At 69.6% G+C, this 17,785-nt stretch carries 24 protein-coding genes and 1 pseudogene; 16 read left to right on the forward strand and 9 right to left on the reverse strand.

The genetic code is table 11. From position 1 onward, the window contains the following. Positions 1–65 precede the first annotated feature (65 nt). The 7 genes from ACFY10_RS31005 (at position 66) to ACFY10_RS31035 (ending at position 4,040) form a co-directional block, all read left to right on the forward strand. On the forward strand, positions 66–1,181 hold the full coding sequence (locus ACFY10_RS31005) for an N-6 DNA methylase (RefSeq protein ID WP_390668507.1): 1,116 nt from the start codon (positions 66–68) through the stop codon (positions 1,179–1,181). Between the two features lie 102 nt (positions 1,182–1,283). After that, the gene (locus ACFY10_RS31010; RefSeq protein ID WP_390668508.1) at positions 1,284–1,475 is read left to right on the forward strand and encodes a DUF4314 domain-containing protein; all 192 of its coding nucleotides are present in this window, start codon (positions 1,284–1,286) and stop codon (positions 1,473–1,475) included. Positions 1,476–1,539: 64 nt separating this feature from the next. Further along, positions 1,540–1,863 (forward strand): hypothetical protein, encoded by a 324-nt coding sequence (locus tag ACFY10_RS31015; protein ID WP_390668509.1) that lies wholly within the window; start codon positions 1,540–1,542, stop codon positions 1,861–1,863. 59 nt (positions 1,864–1,922) lie between these two features. Continuing rightward, positions 1,923–2,609, forward strand: coding sequence for a hypothetical protein (locus ACFY10_RS31020; RefSeq protein WP_390668510.1), 687 nt, complete (start codon positions 1,923–1,925; stop codon positions 2,607–2,609). Positions 2,610–2,677: 68 nt separating this feature from the next. Next, entirely contained in the window at positions 2,678–3,004 is a 327-nt protein-coding gene (locus ACFY10_RS31025; RefSeq protein ID WP_390668511.1) for a hypothetical protein, read from the forward strand. 53 nt (positions 3,005–3,057) lie between these two features. After that, the gene (locus ACFY10_RS31030; RefSeq protein WP_390668512.1) at positions 3,058–3,276 is read left to right on the forward strand and encodes a hypothetical protein; all 219 of its coding nucleotides are present in this window, start codon (positions 3,058–3,060) and stop codon (positions 3,274–3,276) included. Between the two features lie 119 nt (positions 3,277–3,395). Continuing rightward, complete coding sequence (locus ACFY10_RS31035; protein WP_390668513.1) at positions 3,396–4,040, forward strand: hypothetical protein; 645 nt, start codon at positions 3,396–3,398, stop codon at positions 4,038–4,040. A gap of 842 nt (positions 4,041–4,882) precedes the next feature. Here ACFY10_RS31035 and ACFY10_RS31040 read toward each other — a convergent pair. Next, positions 4,883–5,382, reverse strand: a pseudogene (locus ACFY10_RS31040) (Asp23/Gls24 family envelope stress response protein). A 548-nt stretch (positions 5,383–5,930) separates the two neighbouring features. Here ACFY10_RS31040 and ACFY10_RS31045 point away from each other — a divergent pair. The 3 genes from ACFY10_RS31045 to ACFY10_RS31055 all read left to right on the forward strand — a co-directional run bounded on the left by ACFY10_RS31045 (position 5,931) and on the right by ACFY10_RS31055 (position 7,832). Beyond that, positions 5,931–6,692 (forward strand): ANTAR domain-containing protein, encoded by a 762-nt coding sequence (locus ACFY10_RS31045; RefSeq protein ID WP_390668514.1) that lies wholly within the window; start codon positions 5,931–5,933, stop codon positions 6,690–6,692. Between the two features lie 79 nt (positions 6,693–6,771). Continuing rightward, a complete protein-coding gene (locus tag ACFY10_RS31050; protein WP_390668515.1) occupies positions 6,772–7,488 on the forward strand; it encodes a GAF and ANTAR domain-containing protein in 717 nt (238 codons plus the stop codon). A 47-nt stretch (positions 7,489–7,535) separates the two neighbouring features. Further along, the gene (locus ACFY10_RS31055) at positions 7,536–7,832 is read left to right on the forward strand and encodes a hypothetical protein (protein WP_390668516.1); all 297 of its coding nucleotides are present in this window, start codon (positions 7,536–7,538) and stop codon (positions 7,830–7,832) included. A gap of 298 nt (positions 7,833–8,130) precedes the next feature. Here the strand turns inward: ACFY10_RS31055 and ACFY10_RS31060 are convergent, their stop codons facing one another. The 3 genes from ACFY10_RS31060 to ACFY10_RS31070 form a co-directional block, all read right to left on the reverse strand. Continuing rightward, positions 8,131–8,418, reverse strand: coding sequence for a hypothetical protein (locus tag ACFY10_RS31060; protein WP_390668517.1), 288 nt, complete (start codon positions 8,416–8,418; stop codon positions 8,131–8,133). 62 nt (positions 8,419–8,480) lie between these two features. Beyond that, positions 8,481–9,314, reverse strand: coding sequence for a DUF1206 domain-containing protein (locus tag ACFY10_RS31065; protein ID WP_390668518.1), 834 nt, complete (start codon positions 9,312–9,314; stop codon positions 8,481–8,483). Continuing rightward, entirely contained in the window at positions 9,311–10,129 is an 819-nt protein-coding gene (locus tag ACFY10_RS31070; protein ID WP_390668519.1) for a SigB/SigF/SigG family RNA polymerase sigma factor, read from the reverse strand. Before ACFY10_RS31070 ends, ACFY10_RS31065 begins: the two co-directional genes overlap by 4 nt. A gap of 291 nt (positions 10,130–10,420) precedes the next feature. Between ACFY10_RS31070 and ACFY10_RS31075 the strand changes: the two genes are divergently transcribed. Continuing rightward, a complete protein-coding gene (locus ACFY10_RS31075; RefSeq protein WP_390668520.1) occupies positions 10,421–11,800 on the forward strand; it encodes a diacylglycerol/lipid kinase family protein in 1,380 nt (459 codons plus the stop codon). A 388-nt stretch (positions 11,801–12,188) separates the two neighbouring features. Here the strand turns inward: ACFY10_RS31075 and ACFY10_RS31080 are convergent, their stop codons facing one another. From ACFY10_RS31080 to ACFY10_RS31090, 3 genes are all read right to left on the reverse strand, one after another. Continuing rightward, positions 12,189–12,545 (reverse strand): PRC-barrel domain-containing protein, encoded by a 357-nt coding sequence (locus ACFY10_RS31080; RefSeq protein WP_390668521.1) that lies wholly within the window; start codon positions 12,543–12,545, stop codon positions 12,189–12,191. Further along, complete coding sequence (locus tag ACFY10_RS31085) at positions 12,542–12,943, reverse strand: ANTAR domain-containing protein (protein ID WP_390668522.1); 402 nt, start codon at positions 12,941–12,943, stop codon at positions 12,542–12,544. Before ACFY10_RS31085 ends, ACFY10_RS31080 begins: the two co-directional genes overlap by 4 nt. Positions 12,944–13,026: 83 nt before the next feature. Next, entirely contained in the window at positions 13,027–13,305 is a 279-nt protein-coding gene (locus ACFY10_RS31090) for a hypothetical protein (RefSeq protein WP_390668523.1), read from the reverse strand. A gap of 384 nt (positions 13,306–13,689) precedes the next feature. On the opposite strand from ACFY10_RS31090, the gene ACFY10_RS31095 reads away from it, so the two are divergent. From ACFY10_RS31095 to ACFY10_RS31115, 5 genes are all read left to right on the forward strand, one after another. Further along, positions 13,690–13,878: a hypothetical protein gene (locus ACFY10_RS31095; RefSeq protein WP_390668524.1), complete on the forward strand. Its 189-nt coding sequence runs from the start codon at positions 13,690–13,692 to the stop codon at positions 13,876–13,878. A gap of 139 nt (positions 13,879–14,017) precedes the next feature. Beyond that, a complete protein-coding gene (locus ACFY10_RS31100) occupies positions 14,018–14,200 on the forward strand; it encodes a hydrophobic protein (protein WP_390668525.1) in 183 nt (60 codons plus the stop codon). Between the two features lie 103 nt (positions 14,201–14,303). Next, positions 14,304–14,477 (forward strand): CsbD family protein, encoded by a 174-nt coding sequence (locus ACFY10_RS31105; RefSeq protein WP_390668526.1) that lies wholly within the window; start codon positions 14,304–14,306, stop codon positions 14,475–14,477. Positions 14,478–14,607: 130 nt separating this feature from the next. Continuing rightward, positions 14,608–15,231 (forward strand): hypothetical protein, encoded by a 624-nt coding sequence (locus tag ACFY10_RS31110; RefSeq protein ID WP_390668527.1) that lies wholly within the window; start codon positions 14,608–14,610, stop codon positions 15,229–15,231. Continuing rightward, the gene (locus tag ACFY10_RS31115; protein WP_390668528.1) at positions 15,231–15,668 is read left to right on the forward strand and encodes a hypothetical protein; all 438 of its coding nucleotides are present in this window, start codon (positions 15,231–15,233) and stop codon (positions 15,666–15,668) included. The genes ACFY10_RS31110 and ACFY10_RS31115 overlap by 1 nt, the downstream gene beginning before the upstream one ends. Positions 15,669–15,769: 101 nt before the next feature. Here the strand turns inward: ACFY10_RS31115 and ACFY10_RS31120 are convergent, their stop codons facing one another. After that, positions 15,770–16,381 (reverse strand): DUF6328 family protein, encoded by a 612-nt coding sequence (locus tag ACFY10_RS31120; RefSeq protein ID WP_390668529.1) that lies wholly within the window; start codon positions 16,379–16,381, stop codon positions 15,770–15,772. A 111-nt stretch (positions 16,382–16,492) separates the two neighbouring features. Further along, positions 16,493–17,785: a hypothetical protein gene (locus tag ACFY10_RS31125; RefSeq protein WP_390668530.1), complete on the reverse strand. Its 1,293-nt coding sequence runs from the start codon at positions 17,783–17,785 to the stop codon at positions 16,493–16,495.

The following is a 17,785-nucleotide window of genomic DNA, read 5'->3' on the forward strand; positions in this document are numbered from 1 at the left end:
ACCCCAGCCGATCCCGGCCCGGGTGGCGGGGCGCCGTCACGCCCGCACCCGAAAAGGAGCAACCGATGGAACAACTCGACCTGTTCGCACCTGCCGAGGAGCCCCCGGTTCCGGCGGCGTTCGCTGCCCGCCCGAAGCCGTCCCGTCCGGTCGCCGCCCCGCCGGCGCCTCGCCCGGCGCCCGCGCCCCGCTCTGTCGTCGCGGTCGAGGATGAGCCTGACGCCCTGTTCGCCGACCCCCGCCCCGAGCTGCCGTCTATCCAGGCCCCCATCCCCACGCCGCGGCGCATCGCACCGCTGCTGATAGGCAACCCGCGCGACGCCGGGCAGCGCCTCGGCGAGGCCGTCGCCGAGACCTGGCACGCCTCAAACTGGGGCGGCTACCGCATCGACATCCCCGTCAGCATCGTTGCCGGCCTGGCCTTGTTCCCCATCAAGGGCCACACCGAGGACGCCACCCGCATCATCAGCACCTCGACCGACTGGCAGCTCCTGCAGGGCTACCGCGAGATCTACGCGCACGCCTGGGCCCACCGCCCCGACCTGGGGGCCCGCATGGCCCCGCTGATGGGCTGGCTCACCGAGGAGGGCGTGGGGGAGAAGGCGTACGCGGCGCGTCGGGTGACAGAGACGGCGCTGCGCTACGGCATCCTGCAGCTGACAGGCGACCCCGACCCCTACAACCGCTCCGACACCGACGTGATCTCCTGGACGATCACCTCGCTGCGCTCACACGGTGCCAGGCAGGGCCTCGGCGAGTACCACACTCCGCCGGAGCTGTGCGACGTGATGGCCAGGATGCTCATCGGTGACGAGCCGCCGGAGAAGGGCAGGCGGTTCCACGAACCCGCCGGCGGTACGGGCGGCATGTTCCGCGCCGCCGCCCAGCACCTGCGCAACCTGCAGGCGGACCCCGCCGACTACGTGTGGGCGCTGAACGAACTCGAACCGCTCGCGGCGGCCGGCGCCGCCGCCAACGCGATCGTGTGGGGCCTGGGCCCGAACGTGGTGATCGCCTGCGGTGACACCCTCGCCGACGGTGGCCTGCACCAGCGGGCTGTGCGGGAGCGGAAGGCCCTGTTCGACGAGCGGGACCAGATCCTCGGCTACATCGCGGCCGTCGAGGCGACCCAGGAAGCGATCGCGCTCGCCGACAAGCTCATAGGTGCGAAGGCGATCTGACCTGCGGTTTTCCCGCAAAAAATCTTGCCCCATACCCTCTCTGCCCTTAGAATAAGAGGGCGAGGCAGGAGTGGCCTCCCCCCGACACCAGAAAGGCAGCGCATGTACGAACGCGGCCAGCGCATCGCCCTCGTGACCACAGCCGACCCCTACACCGACCTCCGCCCTGGCGACGAAGGCACCATCCGCTCCTACAACGCCAGCCTCGGACAGCTCAACGTCGACTGGGACAGCGGCTCCCGCCTCTCGATGCTCCTCGACGAAGGCGACAGCGTCCGCCTGCTCCCCTGCTGATCCACCGGCCCCGCCCACCAGGGCGGGGCCTTCCCACAGCACCACCCACAACTTGGAGAGCCCCATGCAGCAGCTCGAAGCACCCGCCCTCGACCTCCAGCTCGACCTCACCGCCCTCGAAGGCGCCGCGCGCAAGTGGGCCGACCGCACCCGCCAGCTCGCCATCCACTCCCCGTGCGACGTCCAGGACGCCGCCCTCAGCGTCGTCGCCATCCAGCTCAACAGCGCCCGCCACCACCTCGGCCGCGGCGACAGCGACAAGGCCCGCGAAGCCCTTCGCATCGCCAGGAACTACGCCAGCAGCGAGGAGGCCAACACCCCCCAGCTCACCGGCGTCGCCCAGGTCGTCGAGGCCATCCGCACCCTCCAGGACAGCCTCCCGGCCTGACCCAAGCTCCCTGCCCCACGGGGCGGGGCCGCATCACCCACCCACCCACCAACGACCTCTTGGAGAAGATCGTCGTGCAACTCGCACCCTCAGCCCTCCACGCCACCGCCGAAACCCTCACCCGCCACCTCGGCAACGACAACTGGCAGGTCAACGAGCTGATCATCGACGGCATCATCAGCCTCGAAGGCCCCCACGACCGCCAGATCGGCATGCGCCTCCTCGGCGACGGCAGCAGCATCCAGCTGTGGGCCACCGGCGGCACCGAGCCCGCCGACCACGAGTCCATTGAGGGCACCATCCCCCTGCCGCACGGCCACCGCTGGCACACCCCCGTCCACATCGGCAACCTCGACGCCGACAAGGACCCCGGCGTCGTCCTCTACGACGCCATCACCGAGAGCCTGCTGCCCGCCTTCGACACTAAGCCCCTGTACGTCGGCCACCGGCCCTGGGACCCGGCGCCCGAACCTGAGGCCGATGTCACCGCCGACGCCGAGGTGACCGCACCGGCCGCCGGTGAAACCGACCAGCCTGCCGCCCAGGCCGCGCCCGAGCCCGAGCCGAAGCCCACCGGGAAGCGGACCGGCCGCCCCAAGGCTGCCGCCCCGGCCGCCGAGGGCGACCCCAATCCGAGCATGACCCGCAAGCGCACGGCAGCCACGCCCGCCGCCGCCAAGGCCGCTGACAAGTCCAAGCCGCGCCCCGCCCGCAAGCGGACCCCCGCCAAGCCTGCCACCTCCTGACCTCGCCCCCGCCTCGGGCCGCCTACCTCACCAGGTGGGCGGCCCGACCCATACCTGGAGGACCACATATGGCTACCGAGCCCGATACCAACCAGCCCCAACCCGAACTCATCAACTGCCCCGACTGCGCGGTCAGCCCCGGCAACTTCCACCTCGACCGCTGCGACGTCGCCCGCTGCGCAATCACCGGCTTCCAGCGCCTTGGCTGCCCCCACTACGGCACCGCATGCAACACACGCTGGACCGGCCGCTGGCCCGGCGAGGCCGAGTGCTCCGAGTACGGCTTCGTCATCGACCTCGGCCCTGACGTCGAGGCCCTGCCCGACCTCAACCGCCTCTACGCCGAGTGCGATTGGGATCCCGCTCAGCAGCGCATGGTCCGCCGCCCCACCTGACGCCCTGCGGCCCGGCCGACCGGCCGGGCCGCCCACCCCAGAAGGAACCGCCCATGTACCTGGTGACATACGACACCCGACTCGGCGCCCTCGTCGTCGCACCAGAAAGCGCCGCCGACCTCAACGACGAGACCCAGGCCCTCATCGAAAGCACCGGCTTCACCTGGCGTCCTGATATCGAAGCCTTCACGCGACCCGGGCGAGCTCCCCAGACGGCCGGCTGGATCACGTTGCGGCTGGGCCAGCTCGGACACGACGTTCTGGCCTGCTGATTCGCATGGGGCCGGGCGCCCCGAGCGGGACGCCGGCCGACCTCGCCACATACCTCGGCATCCCCGAATCCGACATCGACGACGCCCGCCAAACCTCGAACCAGGAAGGAAGACACCCCATGCCCGTCATCCCGCTCGACGGCATCCCGCAACGGCACATCCCCATCGTTCGCACCGCCACCAAGCAGGCCATGACCGAGCTGCTGCGCACCGGCACCCTCCGCGAGGGCCTGCACGCCGACCAGCACCCATACCCCCTCAACATCGCCGAGGCATACACCACCTTCGGTGGACGCTGCTGGATCCTCGCCCGCCAGACACTCCTCACCGACCACCAGGGCCGCACGATCCACAACGTCCGCCACGTCTTCACCACCAGCCTCGAACAGCCCTGGTGGTCCCTGCCCATCCGGCCTGGAGAGCGAGCCTACGAGTTCGACCGCGCCACCGGCGGCCCCGTCGCCGGCAGCGGACGCCCCTACCCGCACCCCGTCCTCCCGCGCGAGCTCGCCGCCCTCGAAGCCGAACGCTGCGGCCCCTACCGCGACGCCTTCGGCCTGTGCAGCGGCTGCGGCCTCCGTGGCCGCGTCGAACGCCGCTGCACGGCCGACGACCCTGACCGCTCCCGCGAGTCCATGCGGTCCCCGTACGCCCAGCCCTGGAAGTGGGTGCCCTGCCCGCACGACTGCGGCTACGTCGGCCAGCCCGAGATCCGACCGAGCATCCTGTACGGACTGGTCCCGCAGATAAGCCCGAACCGCTAATCTGTGCTCAGCGGTTCGGACTGGAGCCGCGCAGACGGCAAGAGGCCTTACCCCCGTCGGGGTAGGGCCTCTTTGCGTCGCAAGGGCTCTTCGATGGAGACCGTTTTGCCGCCCGCCGGTGAGCTGGAGGTCCGCCTCGCTGGGGCCTGGCCAGCCCGCCAGCAGGGCCTCCCTGGGGCCCGTCTGGGGCCGGAAGGACGGTGAAACCCCGTGAACGATCAATATGCCCCGGACACCAACATGCCCACTGACCTGCACATACGGCCAAAACGGGGAGAAGGAGTGAACCATGGGGCAACGATCTTGCGTTCTCGTAATGCGTAGGTCTCGGGTTCGAATCCCGAAGGCGGCTCCATTGGAAACCGCAGGTCAGGCCTCTGACCTGCGGTTTCTTCGTTTTGGTGACCTTGGAATGTGTGCTCAACGAGCTTCTTTGGGCCGTGCATGTAATGCGTAGGTCAGAAGTTTCACTCTCCGGGAGTGGCGACGCGTTTGCGGAGCTAAAGAGTGCTCCGGTGGCCACAGTGCAGCGCTGGTGCACGGGGCGGGCCGAGAGGGGATCGGCGGATGCTGCTCGGGGCTCCGTATTTTTGTGGCTGCTCGACAACGCGTCATGCTCGGACGGGTGGTGTGGGGCGAGCGGTGCGGCAGGCGGAACAGGAGAGCGCGGTTGCTGGGCCGCGAGCGGAGGGAGGCCTCTCGGGTTGGCAGGACACTGCTGCGTATCCAGCCCCAACTCATTCTGGATACGCCTGCGTTGCCCGCCGCGGTCCATGCCTCCCTGTCGGATGCGCGCGGCGGCCCCTTCCGGGTAGCCGCGCCTGTGTCTGCCGGGGCGCGGCCTAGTGCACTCGGTCCTCGCTGGTCTCTGGCGTGTCCTCGTCCGGCAGGTGCACGTCGTTGACGGCGATGTTGACTTCGACGACTTCCAGGCCCGTCATCCGTTCCATCGCCGCGATCACGTTCTCACGGACCTCTGCGGCGATGTCGGTGATGCTGACTCCGTATTCGACGACGACCTGGAGGTCGATTGCGGTCTGCTTCTCGCCGACCTCGACCTTGAAGCCACGCCACGCCCCGCGCTCGCGTGCCCGCCCGGGGCCCGGTCGCGCATGGCTCCCATGGCGAGTGTGAATCCGCCGCCCAGTGGGTTGATTCCGGGGACCTCCCGTGCGGCGATGCCGGCGATCTTCTCCACCACCCTGTCGGCGATGGTCGTCCGGCCGCGAGTCTCCGGCGGTTCCTGGGACTCGGGCCGTGCGGCCCGCAGCGTCGTGCCCAGGGCGGTGCGGGGCTCATCAGAGCCGGGCTTGGGCGGGGTCGAACTGTTCGGCTCCGTCATGCGAAGCCACCTCCTCGGGCAGCCGACGGACTGCCGTACCTGAGTGGCTGTACGCCGCCGCTTTCGCGTTGTGGGCCCAACTACCGTGCAGGACACCCGATATGCGCGCGCCACCGCGTTTTGACGCTGTCCACATCTTGAGATGGAGTGGCTCCGGACCGTCTGCCGCACTGGGCCAGGACTACGCTGCTGTACAGGCGTCCCAGACCCCGGCGGCTTGTCGTTTCGCGACACAGATGGCTGCGGGGAGCGGATCTTCGTCCGTCACCCGGCGCATCCCTGGAGGGAACTGGGTGGGTCCTTTGTCCTGTCACACAGGCCCTCGGACCGCCGTCGTTCCACCTCCGCCGAACGTACGCCCCTGCCGACAGCGCGCCAAGGGGGGCCGGGAAACCCGGCATCCCCACCTCGCTGGCGGATGGTCTTTGGAACCGAGGCGTCATGCCCCTTCCCCAAACGCTGCTCCGGGTGCTGGTCCTTCCGGTCGGGTCGCGAACCGCGGCGCGGTTGGAAGGTCTTGCACACGATGACCGGACCCGGTGCCCCGGATGAGGTCCGACAGCCGCTCGGCCCGTATCCAGGTGCTGGTCGCCGAGCAGGCAGCCCGACGCGGCGCCCGGGTCGGCGTGATGGACGTGTGCACCGCAGCCGTCGCCGCGCTGCCGGTCGGCGGAGCCGGACTTTCCGCAATGTCGAGGACTGCGGCAAGCCATCCGTTGTGCAGCACCGACACCATCAGCGAACAACTGGAGGAACTCCAGCTCACCCTGGGCGAGGGGCCCTGCGTGGATGCCTTCCTGCACGGCTCGGCCGTCCTGACACCCGACCTGCTGACCAGTGCGCTGCAGGACCGCTGGACCGTATTCGCAGACGCGGCCCTGGAGGCCGGGGCCCGCGCCGTCTTCGCACTCCCCCTGCAGATCGGGGCGATCAGCCCAGGAGTTCTCGATCTGTACGCCGACGTGCCGACCGTGCTGGACGCCGAGGAACTGGCCGACGCGCTGGCCTTCGCCGATCTCGCGACGCTGCTCCTGCTCGATGCGCGGATCGAGGAGACGGGCGCACCGGTCGACGGAGCACTGAAAGATCGAGGCTTCGAGGACCTGGGCGGATACGGGGCGGAGATCGACCAGGCCACCGGCATCCTCACCGTCCAGCTCGGCGTCGGCATCGACGAAGCCTTCGTCCGTCTGCGCGCCCACGCCTACGTGCAAGGACGCCGCCTCGCCGACGTGGCCGCCGACGTCGTGGCCCACCGACTCCGCTTCTCCCCGGACGCGGAACCCGAACGGACCGACGAGGAAACCTGACGCACCGGCGCCATCCGACCAACGCGCTCCACTTCCCGCCCCTTCCCAGCAGCACTAGTCTCAACAGAGGGTGCCCACGATGAATCAGCAACTCCTGGCCAAGACCTTCGTCGAGCTGGCGGACAACCTGGTCGCCGACTTCGACCTGATCGACTTCCTGCGCCTGCTCACCGACCGCTGTGTGGAGATGCTCGACGTGAGCGCCGCCGGAGTGCTGCTCGCCGACCGGGACGGCGAACTGCGCGTGATGGCCGCCTCCGACGAACAGGTGCGCCTGCTGGAGCTCTTCCAGCTCCAGAACGACGAGGGCCCCTGCCTGGAGTGCTTCCACACGGGCACACCGGTGATCGTCCCCGACCTGACGCAGGAGATGGACCGCTGGCCGCGCTTCGTCACCGCGGCCCACCGCAGCGGATTCGGGGCCGTCCAGGCCCTGCCCATGCGTTTGCGCGACGAGACCGTGGGCGCCCTGAACCTCTTCCGCGCCGCCCCCGGCCCCTTCGACCCGGTCGGCACGCCCATCGCCCAGGCCCTGGCCGACGTCGCCACCATCAGCCTCCTGCAACAACGCACCGCCCACCGCAGCACGGTCCTCAACGAACAACTGCAGACGGCGCTGAACAGCCGCGTACTGATCGAACAGGCCAAGGGCAAACTCGCCGAACGCCAGAGCATCGACATGGAACAGGCGTTCACCGCCCTGCGCGGCTACGCCCGCGCCCACAACCGCCGCCTGTCCGACCTGGCCCGCGCCTTCATCGACGACTCCGAGCCCCTCCCCGGCCTGGTGGCCTGACACCTCGCCAAGGCGGTGACCGCACGCCAGAGACCAGCGAGGACCGGGTGCACCAGCGGGAACCGGGCGCATCAGGAGTTCTCTTCCCTGCCGGGGGCGGACCGCAGCTTCTGGTGTGCTTCTCCACGATCGCCGCCCTCCTGCCCTTCCAGCAGGGCTGCTGCGATGGCGTCCAGCTTGTCTTCCTGGTTCTTCTCGGCAGCGCCATCGCACTGATCATCATCGGCGCTGTCATGGACGGCATGCTGTATCTGCTCTCCACCGGCGTGCTGCTCCTCATCGCCGCCGTGCTGTACCTGCTCGTACGCTCGGTATCACGCTCGCGCCGACGCCCGGCCCACTGACGCCCGGCGATAGAGGGCGGACCGCCACTCCACATTCCACATTCGGTCGGTTGCGGGGGCGGACGGTTCACCCCAACCCAATCCAGTCAGCCGGCAGCGGCACTCCGCTATCCGTCTGAGTGCGGCCCAGTACGAGTTGGTGCGGCGCAGGGCCAACGGCCGGCCGACGGGGTCGGCGAGCAGTCGGTAGAGCCGACCGCAAGGCAGCATGAGTACCTGGGAAGGTCTTCGTCCATCGCGGACTCGTTGGAGGCGATGGCGACGCTCTACGCGCGGCTGCACGTCGGCGGAAGGGAGGCTAGGTCCGGTTGACCCGGCCGGCCACCGCGTGACCGATCAGCAGGTAGACGACAGCGGGCAGGCCGTAGTTGACGACGGTGCGCCAGTTGTCCGAGTGGATGGTGAAGAGATTGTGCGACCAGCCCGAGAGCCAGTTCGCCGCGTTATGGACCCAGGAGACCGCGCTGTTGGCGGTGTTGGCGTCGAACAGGTAGAAGGCGATCCACAGGATCAGAATCAGTGCCGTGATGTCCGCGATGATGGAGATGACCGTCCCCGCGGGATTTCCGCCGTAGCGTCTGGACATGTTCAACGACTAGCCCTGACAGCAGCGTTGAAACCTCGCCGACCTGGCTGGCGTCCGCTGTGTTACAGGCGGCGCCAGCGGGCCGAGGCGAAGGAGAAGACACCGAAGAGAATCAGCCCGATCGCTACGGCGACCAGGAGCCACGGCCCCACCGGTGTCTGTGCGAAGCTGCGGAGCGTCGCGTCCACGCCCTTGGCCTCGTGCGGGTCGAAGCGGACGGCCGCCACCAGGACGAAGATTCCCGCCGCGGCGAACACCACGCCACGCGCCACGCCCCCGCCGACGCCCAGCGCGGTGACAAACTGCTTCGTACGGCGACTCATGGTGCCGGTGTCCAGCTGCTTGAGGAAGCGCCGCATGGCCGCCCGGACCGCGAGTACCCCGCCGATGCCGATCAGCAGGCAGCCCGCGGCACCCACCAGCACCTGGCCGTAGGACAGTTTGAGCGCCGATGCCGTCCAGTCCTGCGACTTCGCGTTGCCGCTGGAGCCCTGCCCGCCCCCGGCGGCATACGTCGCCGTGCCCCAGCAGACAAAGGCGTAGAAGACCGCCCGGCCACCGTCCAGCACCCGCGAGCTCACCTTCCGTCGAGGGCCCTTGGAGAGCACGGCGCGGGCACCTCGCCACAGGGCCATGGCGGCGAAGCCCACCACCAACGCCCACAGCATTGCCTTCCCGAAGGGCTGCGCCGCGATCTCGTGCAGCGCGCCCTGGCGGTCCGCCTGGCCGCCGCCACCCCCCACGGCGATCCGGATGGACAGCAGCCCGATCAGTACGTACACGATGCCCCGGGCGACAAAGCCCGCTCGCCCCGCGGCAGTCAGCGTCTCGTTCCGCGTGGAACGGGCCGCGGACTTCGCGGCCCGGCCGCGCCCTTGCGTGTGGGACGAGGTCACGATGCCCTCCTCATGTCGTGAGTGTCGGCCATGACCTGGTCGCGCAGGCGTACACAGATGCGGGTGATCAGACGGGAGACGTGCATCTGCGAGAGACCGAGCTGCAGGGCGATGCGGCTCTGCGTCATCTCGCAGAAGAACCGCATGTAGAGGATCTGCCGTTCGCGTTCGGACAGGGCCCGTAGCAGGGGGCGCAGGGCCTCACGATTGACGATCAGGTCGAAGCCGGGCTCCATGGTTCCGAGCGTGTCGGTCAGTGGGTGGCTGTGCTCGGAGCGGCCGGGTACGGCGTCCAGGGGCAGCGCGGTGAAGCTCTCCAGCGCGCCCTGGCCGAGCCGTACCTCCGCCTCGGTGAGGCCGGTGTGCGCGGCGATCTCGTGGACGGAGGGTTCGTGGCCGTAGAGCGAAGCGCACTCCTGGCCGGCGAAGCGGACCCGGCCGCGCAGCTCCTGTACGCGTCGCGGCACGTGCACGCCCCAGAGGTGGTCCCGGAAGTGCCGTTTCACTTCGCCGAGGATCGTCGGTATGGCAAAGCTCGGGAAGACGGTGCCGAGACTGGGGTCGAAGCGGAACACCGCCTTGACCAGGCCCAGTTGGGCGACCTGTTTGAGGTCTTCGAAGGACTCACCGCGGTGACGGAAGCGCCGGGCGAGCCGTACGGCCATCGGCATCCAGGCGCACACCATCTCCTGTCGCAGCGCGGTCCTCTCCGCGCCGTCCGGCAGGGCGGCGATACGGCGGAACGCGGCATCGGTGTCCGGGGCGTCGTCGTAGGGGCGTGCGCTTGGTGGCCTCTGAGTGCGTGTGTACGGCATGGGCGCGTGTCTCCCTCATCGGTGGCGTCGCTCACCGTGGGAGCCGTCAGGCCGCAGCGCGCTGGGGAGAAGCGACAACTGCTCCCACGGGCGTGCCTCCGGTCTGAAGCACCGCGGACGGGTTCCCGAGCAGCCCACCTTCAAACACGCTCTGGGCACCCGCCGGACGAGACCACCCTGGGCGGTCTCGTCCGGAACCGGATGGCCAACGGGCAGCGCGGCAGGCGCCCTTGACCGATTCGTGTGGGCAGGCGGCCGCGTGGTCGGCATCGCTACGGGTACGCAGTCGGCATGAGACACCTCCGCGCACCCGATGCACGGCTCTTCTCGCGTGTCGCCTCTGCCCACCCCATGCTGCCGTGGCTGGCCGGCGCGGCCGTGATGGGCCTGTCCGGCAACCGTGGCGCACGCCGAGCCGCTCTGCGTGGCACCGGCTCCCTGGCCCTGGCCTCCGCCGCCGTCGGTATCGCCGCCAAGTCGGCTTCCAGCCACCGATTTCTGCCTCGGCCCGCCACCCGGGCACTGCCGTCCGGGCATGCGGTCGCCGTCGCGGCTTTCGCGTCGGCCGTCGCGTTGGAGTCGCCGCTGCTGGGCGCCGCGCTCGTCCCGCTTGCCGCAGCAGCCGCCGTCTTTCGCGCCCGCACCGGCACGCGTTCGCCCGGTGATGTCCTCGCCGGTGCCGTGCTCGGGGCCGGTGTCGCGGCGGCGACGTGCCGTTGGTGGCCGCTGCACGTGGACGAGCCCGCGCATGCCGCCCGGCCGAACGTCCCTGTTCCGGCGCTTCCCGCAGGGCAGGGGCTGATCGCGGTCGTCAACAGCGACGCGGGCGGCGACACCCCGGCCGAAGCCGAACTACGGATCCTCTTGCCGATGGCGGACATACGGCTCTGTGAGAGTGGCGTCGACCTGCACCTGGTGCTCGAGCGAGCCGTCAAGGACGTGCTCGCCCGAGGTGGCGCGCTCGGCGTCGTCGGCGGCGACGGGACAGTCAACGCGGCAGCGGTCCGGGCCACCGAGAGCGGACTGCCACTGGCCGTGTTCCCCGCCGGCACCCTCAACCACTTCGCCGCCGACCTCGGCCTTGCGACCCTGAAGTCCACCGCCGACGCCGTGGAGGCGGGTTGCGGCGGAGCCGTCGACCTCGGCCGGGTCACCTCCGCAGACGGTGCCGGCACGTACTTCCTCAACACCTTCAGTATCGGTGTCTACCCCGAACTCGTCCGGGCCCGGGAAGCCCGCGAGCAGCGCCTGGGCAAGTGGCCCGCCCTGTGCATCGGCCTGCTCCGCGTCCTCGCCGACGGCACCCCCAGCCAGGTCACCGTCGACGGGCGGCACCGACGGCTGTGGCTGCTCTTCGCCGGCAACAGCCGCTACGACCCGCCCGGCTTCGCGCCCTCCTACCGCCGCAGCCTCAACGACGGACTCCTCGACATCCGCACCGTCGACGGCAGCCATCCCTTCGCCCGCACCCGGCTCGTCACCGCCTTCCTCACCGGAACCCTCGCCCGCTCCCGCGTCTACCAGGCCACCACGGTCACCCGGCTGCGGATCGACGGAATGGGCGAAGAAGAGGACTACACCCGCGACGGCGAAGTAAGCCCGGCCGCCGACACACTCCACCTCGACAAAGCGATAGGTACGCTCACCGTCTACCTGCCGCCGCCGCAGTGACGCCGCCGACGCGGTGGCGCGCTTCGAGCGTTCTGCCTGCTCAACGGTTTTGGCGCCAGGGAAGAGGCAGGCCGGTGTTTGAGCTCCACCGGGTGGGCTACACAACGGAGGCGTCCGACGGCCGTTCTGGGCGAAGGCACCGGCGAGTTGAACTCACAGCTCCCGGTGCCGTCCGCTGGAGCATGTACACCGTCATCTCCGGTCCTCCAGATGGAGGCGCCTCAGTGCTCGGCGCAGCTCCCGCTGCATCGGTTCCGGAAGTGTTTCGTCGTTCGTGGTGGCGACCAGGGCAGCGGCCACTGCTCGTTTGTGGGGCGTAGTTTGCGGGGCGTGGTCAGCTGGCGCATGGTGCGTACCTCACGGGGGCAGTCATCCTGTCCGTAGGCGGTCAGCGGCGCGCCAGTTGCCGTTCGCCGGCCGCACCGGGCTGGTAGGGCAGTCCGTAGTGCTTGAAGATCGCTTCCTCCTGTTCGGCGGGAAGCACGCCGTCGGTGCCGATCGAAGGGGCCTGCTTCACCAGCGTTTTGGCATAGCCGACCTTGACGTAGTCGGGCCCGGCGATCGCGTCATCGAGGGGAACGAAGACCAGGCGGTGCCGGGTCGGCAGTCCGGTCCGCACCGTGGCCATGGCCGGCTCGTCGGTGGTGGTGTCCACGTAGACCGCTTCCAGGACACCGATCTTGTGCGACTCGGTATCGACGACATTGCGGTTGCGCCATTCTCGGACATCGGCTGCGTGGATCATGGCCTTCCCTTTCCGGACGGCTCATCCGCCGGGGGTGAGTCGCACCCTCGGTCTTCCGTGTAGAGCCGCCGCAGCGCATGCCGCAGCGCCCGCTGCATCGGCCGCGAGAGCAGCTCACCCTCCCAGGCGGCGACCACGGCCACGGCCACGTCCGGGAGCTTGGTGTTGCACTGTCGCGAGATGTCCACCAGCAGGTTTCTGGCCGCCCCACGACGGCAGGGGGCCAGGACCATCACCATGCCGCAGGCCTGGTCGATCACCGCACGGCCGGCCAGCGCCCGCCGCAGCTGGTCGATCTCGGCGCGCAGCGCCACGACATCCTGACCGGCCGCATTCCCTACCGCGGCCTCGGCCGCCACGTCCCACCAATTCCCCGGGAGCAAGGTTGTGCGATGCATGGCATCCACCTCTCCACGATCTCTGCGCGTCCGGTGCGGCGGAAGCCGCCCCGGAACCTCCGGGTGTCGGGCAACTTCACCGGTCACCTGCGGTGTTCGTGGTCCCGGCGGTCCTCGCGCCTCCAGCGCGCCCGGTTCTGGCGGCTGTAGCGGCGGTCCCAGCGGTCCTGACGATCCCGGCGCTCCTGATAGTCCCGGTAGTCCCCGAGATCGGAACCGTCGCCATGGATCCAGCCTCCCCTGCGATCGCGGCCGTGCCGGGTGGCGCCGAAGACCAACACGGCCGCGGCCACCCACCAGAGGGGGTGAAGGAAACCGAGGCCGAACAAGACCACGATGAGGATGAGAACCAGAACGAACACGGCGGGCCTCCCCGGAGCGGAACAAGGCATCACTGCCGGGGGCCGGGGCCTGTTCCAACAGCGTAGCCCTACCCAGAGGTTGCGGACAGCGGCCCAGGGCAGCGTTCTGTGCGAGACCGGATGGCCACTTGCCGTCTGTTCAGGGGGTGCGGCGAGGGCTAGCGTGCACGGTACGGCCCGAGCCCCCGGCAGCGTCGATCACCTCTCGCGCTCCATCGAGGGCGCACCTCGCGCATCAGTGCCGGAACCTGCCCCGTTCACCAACAGGCCGCTCCCGCACCCGCGTCGCCACCCGATCCCGGCGCGGCACCGATGCGCCCCTTGCGGGCATCCTTCCCCTCTGCTGCCCGCCGCGTCGCACGCATCCCACCGCAGGCGGTACGTATGTACGTACTGATCGTTCCCGCTTCGACGCCCTTCGTCCTGCTCGCCGCCTTGATGGCCCTGTCATGGTGGGAGGACCACGTCCTGCCGGCACCGCCGGCCGAGCCGGTCGACGCTCCCGCCGAGGCTCCGTTTGCCCAGCGGCCCCTGCCCAGCTCGCAGACCTCCCCCGTGCCGACACCGCGTTGACAAGGGAGGTTGCCGGGCGTTGACTGACAGCACGGCGTAGGGCTATGCCACTCTGGATCACTCGGTCGACGCATTCCACCTTCCCGCTTCGCCCGGACCCCGCGGAATCAGGAACGTCCCGCGATCTGGAGGCCCGGCAATGATCTGGATTCTTCTCCTTCTGCTGATCCTGGTGGTGTTCGGGTTCGGCTTCACCATGCAGGCCCTTTGGTGGGTCGCCGCCGTACTGCTGGTCGTTTGGATCGTCGGCTTCGCCAAGCGCGGGCGCGGCGGTGGCAGGCGCAGCGGTGGCAGCCGCCGGTACGGCCGCAGCCGCGGGTAATCCGCACCAGGCACTCTCCCAAGGTGCTCTCCCGCCCGCGGAATGACGGCCGGTATGGCGATCACGCGCGGGAGCCCATCCAGCGAACGAGCAGAGGACAGCCATGAGCGTCGGACAGACGATCAAGCACAAGACCCAGGCATTCAAGGGCCGGGTCACCGAGCGCATCGGCCGGTCCACCCGCAACAGGCGACTGCAGCGTGAAGGCAGGACCGACCGGGTCTCCGGAAACCTGAAGCAGTCCGGCGACAAGGCCAAGGATGCCTTCAGGCGCTGACTGCAAGCGCCCCGGGTGGCGCCCACGTCGCGTGAACGCCACCCGGCAGGCCTCAACGCTCAATGAGCCGACAGGAATTGACGGCAATGAAGCAGAGCAACCAACAAGTCAAGAGCCAGAGAAGGCAGCCGTGATCACCGTCGTGATCATCGCCGTGATCGTCATCGCGGCGGTCACCGCCCTCATCGTCGGACGTGGACGCATCCGAGACGGCGGTGGGCGTGGGCTGAAGCACCGCTTCGGACCTGAGTACGACCGTGCCGTCACCGACCACGACGGCGACACCAAGGCAGCCGAACGGGAACTCGGCGACCGCGTCAAGCAATACGGCTCACTCGAGGAGCAGCCGCTGTCCCCCGAGGCCCGCGCGCAGTACAGGGCTCAATGGGCCGACACCCAGGAACAGTTCGTGGACTCGCCGCAGAAGGCCGTCACCCATGCCGACGCACTCCTTGCCGCCCTGGCGAGGGACCGCGGCTTCCCCGACGGCGAGCAGTTCGAGGAGCAGCTCGCCGCCCTGTCCGTCCACCACGCCCATACCGTCCAGGGCTACCGCAGCATGCACACAGCAGCCCGCGGCCAAAGCGGCACCGAGGAAATGCGGGAGGCCATGATCGAGGCCCGAGGCCTCTTCGAGGAACTGGCCGGCGAACGAACGGCCGACTCCGACCGGCACCGCGCGCAATCCCCCGACGGCAACGGCCACGCGCCGTGGGCACTGAACCGACGCCATGCGAAGGGAAGTAGCACCTGATGTCGCACCATGCCGAACCCGCAAGGCAATCCCAGACCGGCGGACCGGATCCCGCGATGCAGCGCGCCCCGCAAGCACCTCGCACCGAACCCGCTCACGCACCGGGTGAGCCCGGTATCAGCACCAACGGCTCCGATCGCAGGTCGGGCCCGGACCTGGTCCCGCAGGGTGACCGGGACAAGTTCACCCTGCGCCTCCAGCAGGCCCTGAACACGTTCGTCGACAGCCCGCGCCAGGCGGTGGAGGAGGCCGACACCGTCTTCGACGATGTCGCCACCGAGTTCACCGACAGCCTCACGGAACGGCGGCGCGTCCTGCGCGCGAGCTGGCAGGACCAGGACACCGATGCGCAGACCGAGGAACTACGGCTCGCGCTCAGGCAGTACCGGGAGATCACCGAACGGCTGCTGCATATGTCAGCGCCTACCGGTCACTGATCCTGTCGCCTCCGCGGCGGCTGTGTTCTGGAGTCAGGGGGATCTCACGGGGCGCCCGCATCGCAGTCACGGTCAGGCAACGGGGTTCGGCACGACAGGCATCACTCGTGGCGCTTGGCGCCCAGTTGGTTCGCTCCGGTTGGCGGTCCCAGGTCCGCGCGGGCCTCGGATCGTGCGGCGTGCCGCCTGACGAGCTGTGGCAACAGCCCCCACAGGCCGCCGCACACCAAAAGTGTCGCGCTCCCTGCGATCACACCCTCGACCCGGCCGAGCACCACGTCCACGACAAGCAGCACGGAACCGGAAAGGCCCGGCATCAAGACGCTCATACCCGCCCCCGCGAGCCGTGACGAGGTCCGCACGATCTCGGGCTTGGCCCCGCGCTGAAACGGCGTGCGGTGCAAGGCGGCCGGCGCCGTGAACAGGGCCACCGCGATCTCGCGGCTGATCGTGGCCGGGGTGCGGCCGAGCTCGCGGGCGATGGCAGGCAGGGACTTCTTGGCCCGGAGCAGGCCGGCGATGACGATCCGCTCGCCCTCGGACACATGGCGCAGCGACACCTCGAGGGTGTCCCGCTGTTCGGCGATCGGCGCGTAGACGCGTTCGCGGCCTGCCCGGTCAACGACCTTCCGTCCGTACCTCCACCGGGTCCCGGTCCTACGGTTGATACCCGCCTCGCGGCACGCGGCCGAGTTGCTCATTCTCTGCGCCATGAGCCGAAGGTATTGATCACGCTTCTCGTCGAGCGGGGCAGACCCTGATTTCTTGGGCTTCCGGCGAGGCGGTGCACGGTCATGGACAAGTGATGGGCGGTGGCGGCCCGTTCAGCCGGTGGCGGGGTATACGAACAGCTTGGTCTTCCAGCCGTCCACCTTCGCCAGGGCGAGGCCCGCCGAGCCGTTCACCAGGACCGGGGCGATGCGGGGGCTGGTGGGCAGGTCTTGGCCCGTGCGTGCGTCCAGGGCGACCGGTCCGTTCTCGGTCTTGCCGTAGGCCCGGCCGTGCCAGGCGGTGGTGATCTCGGGGGCGATGCGGTCGGCCTGTTTGTCGGGCAGTTGCCACAGCGTCCTGCCGGTGGTGGCGTCCAGGCCGAAGGCGGCGGCGTCGTCCGTGTCGGCGCCAGTGCCGTGGCAGACGAGGGTGCTCTTCTCGTCGTACACGCAGGTGCCCTTGGAGAGTTGAATGGGCAGTTGCTGTTTGGTCTTGCCGGTGGCGGGGTCGAGGAGCTGGACGTAGGGCTTCTCGCTGCCCCAGTGGCCGCCCTGGAGGAGGACGAAATGCGGGCCCAGCGCGGACACGGTCTGGCTGACCATGGATTGGCCCTGCCAGCGGGGCGCGCCGGTGGCTGCGTCGTGTCCGGCGGCGTGCACTTCGTAATTCTCCGTGTTCCAGCCGACTGCGATGCCCTCGGCGATTCCTGTGGCCGCGAATCCGTCCTGGACCCAGATCTGGCGGTGGGTTGTCAGGTCGATTCCGTAGGTGACGGCGTGGGAGTCGTCGTTGGACACCGTCACCACGCCGGTGTTCCCGTTGGCGCCGACTGCTGTCGCGGTCAGCTCGGTGCCCGGTTCGTCGGCCCACTCCGGCAGCCGCAGGGTCACCTGCCACCGGACCTTGGCGGCGTCGGGGTCGCTGACGGTGATCTCAACTGCCTTATGGGTGGCCTGAGTTCCCGTACCGGACTGGTCGACGGGGAACGGTGTCAGCAGGGCCGGTGTGCCGCTGATGGTGACGATCGCGGGCGCCCCGGCCTTGTGCTCGGTGCCCTCGCCCTCGACCAGCGCTTTGCCTGCGGGCTCGATGGTCGCCGTGACGTGTCCGTTGGTGGTGTCGATGGCCTGCACGTGATCGAACGCGCCTACGTACGCCGTGCTTCCGTACAGCGTGACCGGGGGCGGTCCGACGAGTCTGTTGTCGAGGTCCAGGATGTCATCGAGCAGCCCGTCGGGCATTTGGGCGCCCGTCGTCGCGAACTTCGTCGGCGGGTCGTGGACGGGCCGCGACGTGGCTGCCGACGTGCGTGCGGCGGCCGACGGGGCGTCGCCGGCCGCCTGGGAGCCCTCGCCCGAACCGCAGGCCGTCAGCGCGCTGCCGACGAGCGCCACGGCCGTGAGCAT

The sequence above is a fragment of the Streptomyces sp. NPDC001401 genome (genome assembly GCF_042895385.1).
Lineage (GTDB): Bacteria > Actinomycetota > Actinomycetes > Streptomycetales > Streptomycetaceae > Streptomyces.

Coding starts and splice junctions, on each gene's coding strand:
- ACFY10_RS31005 (WP_390668507.1), top strand. CDS start 66: ATGGAACAACTCGACCTGTTCGCACCTGCCGAGGAGCCCCCGGTTCCG.
- ACFY10_RS31010 (WP_390668508.1), top strand. CDS start 1,284: ATGTACGAACGCGGCCAGCGCATCGCCCTCGTGACCACAGCCGACCCC.
- ACFY10_RS31015 (WP_390668509.1), top strand. CDS start 1,540: ATGCAGCAGCTCGAAGCACCCGCCCTCGACCTCCAGCTCGACCTCACC.
- ACFY10_RS31025 (WP_390668511.1), top strand. CDS start 2,678: ATGGCTACCGAGCCCGATACCAACCAGCCCCAACCCGAACTCATCAAC.
- ACFY10_RS31030 (WP_390668512.1), top strand. CDS start 3,058: ATGTACCTGGTGACATACGACACCCGACTCGGCGCCCTCGTCGTCGCA.
- ACFY10_RS31035 (WP_390668513.1), top strand. CDS start 3,396: ATGCCCGTCATCCCGCTCGACGGCATCCCGCAACGGCACATCCCCATC.
- ACFY10_RS31045 (WP_390668514.1), top strand. CDS start 5,931: ATGAGGTCCGACAGCCGCTCGGCCCGTATCCAGGTGCTGGTCGCCGAG.
- ACFY10_RS31050 (WP_390668515.1), top strand. CDS start 6,772: ATGAATCAGCAACTCCTGGCCAAGACCTTCGTCGAGCTGGCGGACAAC.
- ACFY10_RS31060 (WP_390668517.1), bottom strand. CDS start 8,418: ATGTCCAGACGCTACGGCGGAAATCCCGCGGGGACGGTCATCTCCATC.
- ACFY10_RS31070 (WP_390668519.1), bottom strand. CDS start 10,129: ATGCCGTACACACGCACTCAGAGGCCACCAAGCGCACGCCCCTACGAC.
- ACFY10_RS31075 (WP_390668520.1), top strand. CDS start 10,421: ATGAGACACCTCCGCGCACCCGATGCACGGCTCTTCTCGCGTGTCGCC.
- ACFY10_RS31080 (WP_390668521.1), bottom strand. CDS start 12,545: ATGATCCACGCAGCCGATGTCCGAGAATGGCGCAACCGCAATGTCGTC.
- ACFY10_RS31085 (WP_390668522.1), bottom strand. CDS start 12,943: ATGCATCGCACAACCTTGCTCCCGGGGAATTGGTGGGACGTGGCGGCC.
- ACFY10_RS31095 (WP_390668524.1), top strand. CDS start 13,690: ATGTACGTACTGATCGTTCCCGCTTCGACGCCCTTCGTCCTGCTCGCC.
- ACFY10_RS31100 (WP_390668525.1), top strand. CDS start 14,018: ATGATCTGGATTCTTCTCCTTCTGCTGATCCTGGTGGTGTTCGGGTTC.
- ACFY10_RS31105 (WP_390668526.1), top strand. CDS start 14,304: ATGAGCGTCGGACAGACGATCAAGCACAAGACCCAGGCATTCAAGGGC.
- ACFY10_RS31115 (WP_390668528.1), top strand. CDS start 15,231: ATGTCGCACCATGCCGAACCCGCAAGGCAATCCCAGACCGGCGGACCG.
- ACFY10_RS31120 (WP_390668529.1), bottom strand. CDS start 16,381: ATGGCGCAGAGAATGAGCAACTCGGCCGCGTGCCGCGAGGCGGGTATC.
- ACFY10_RS31125 (WP_390668530.1), bottom strand. CDS start 17,785: ATGCTCACGGCCGTGGCGCTCGTCGGCAGCGCGCTGACGGCCTGCGGT.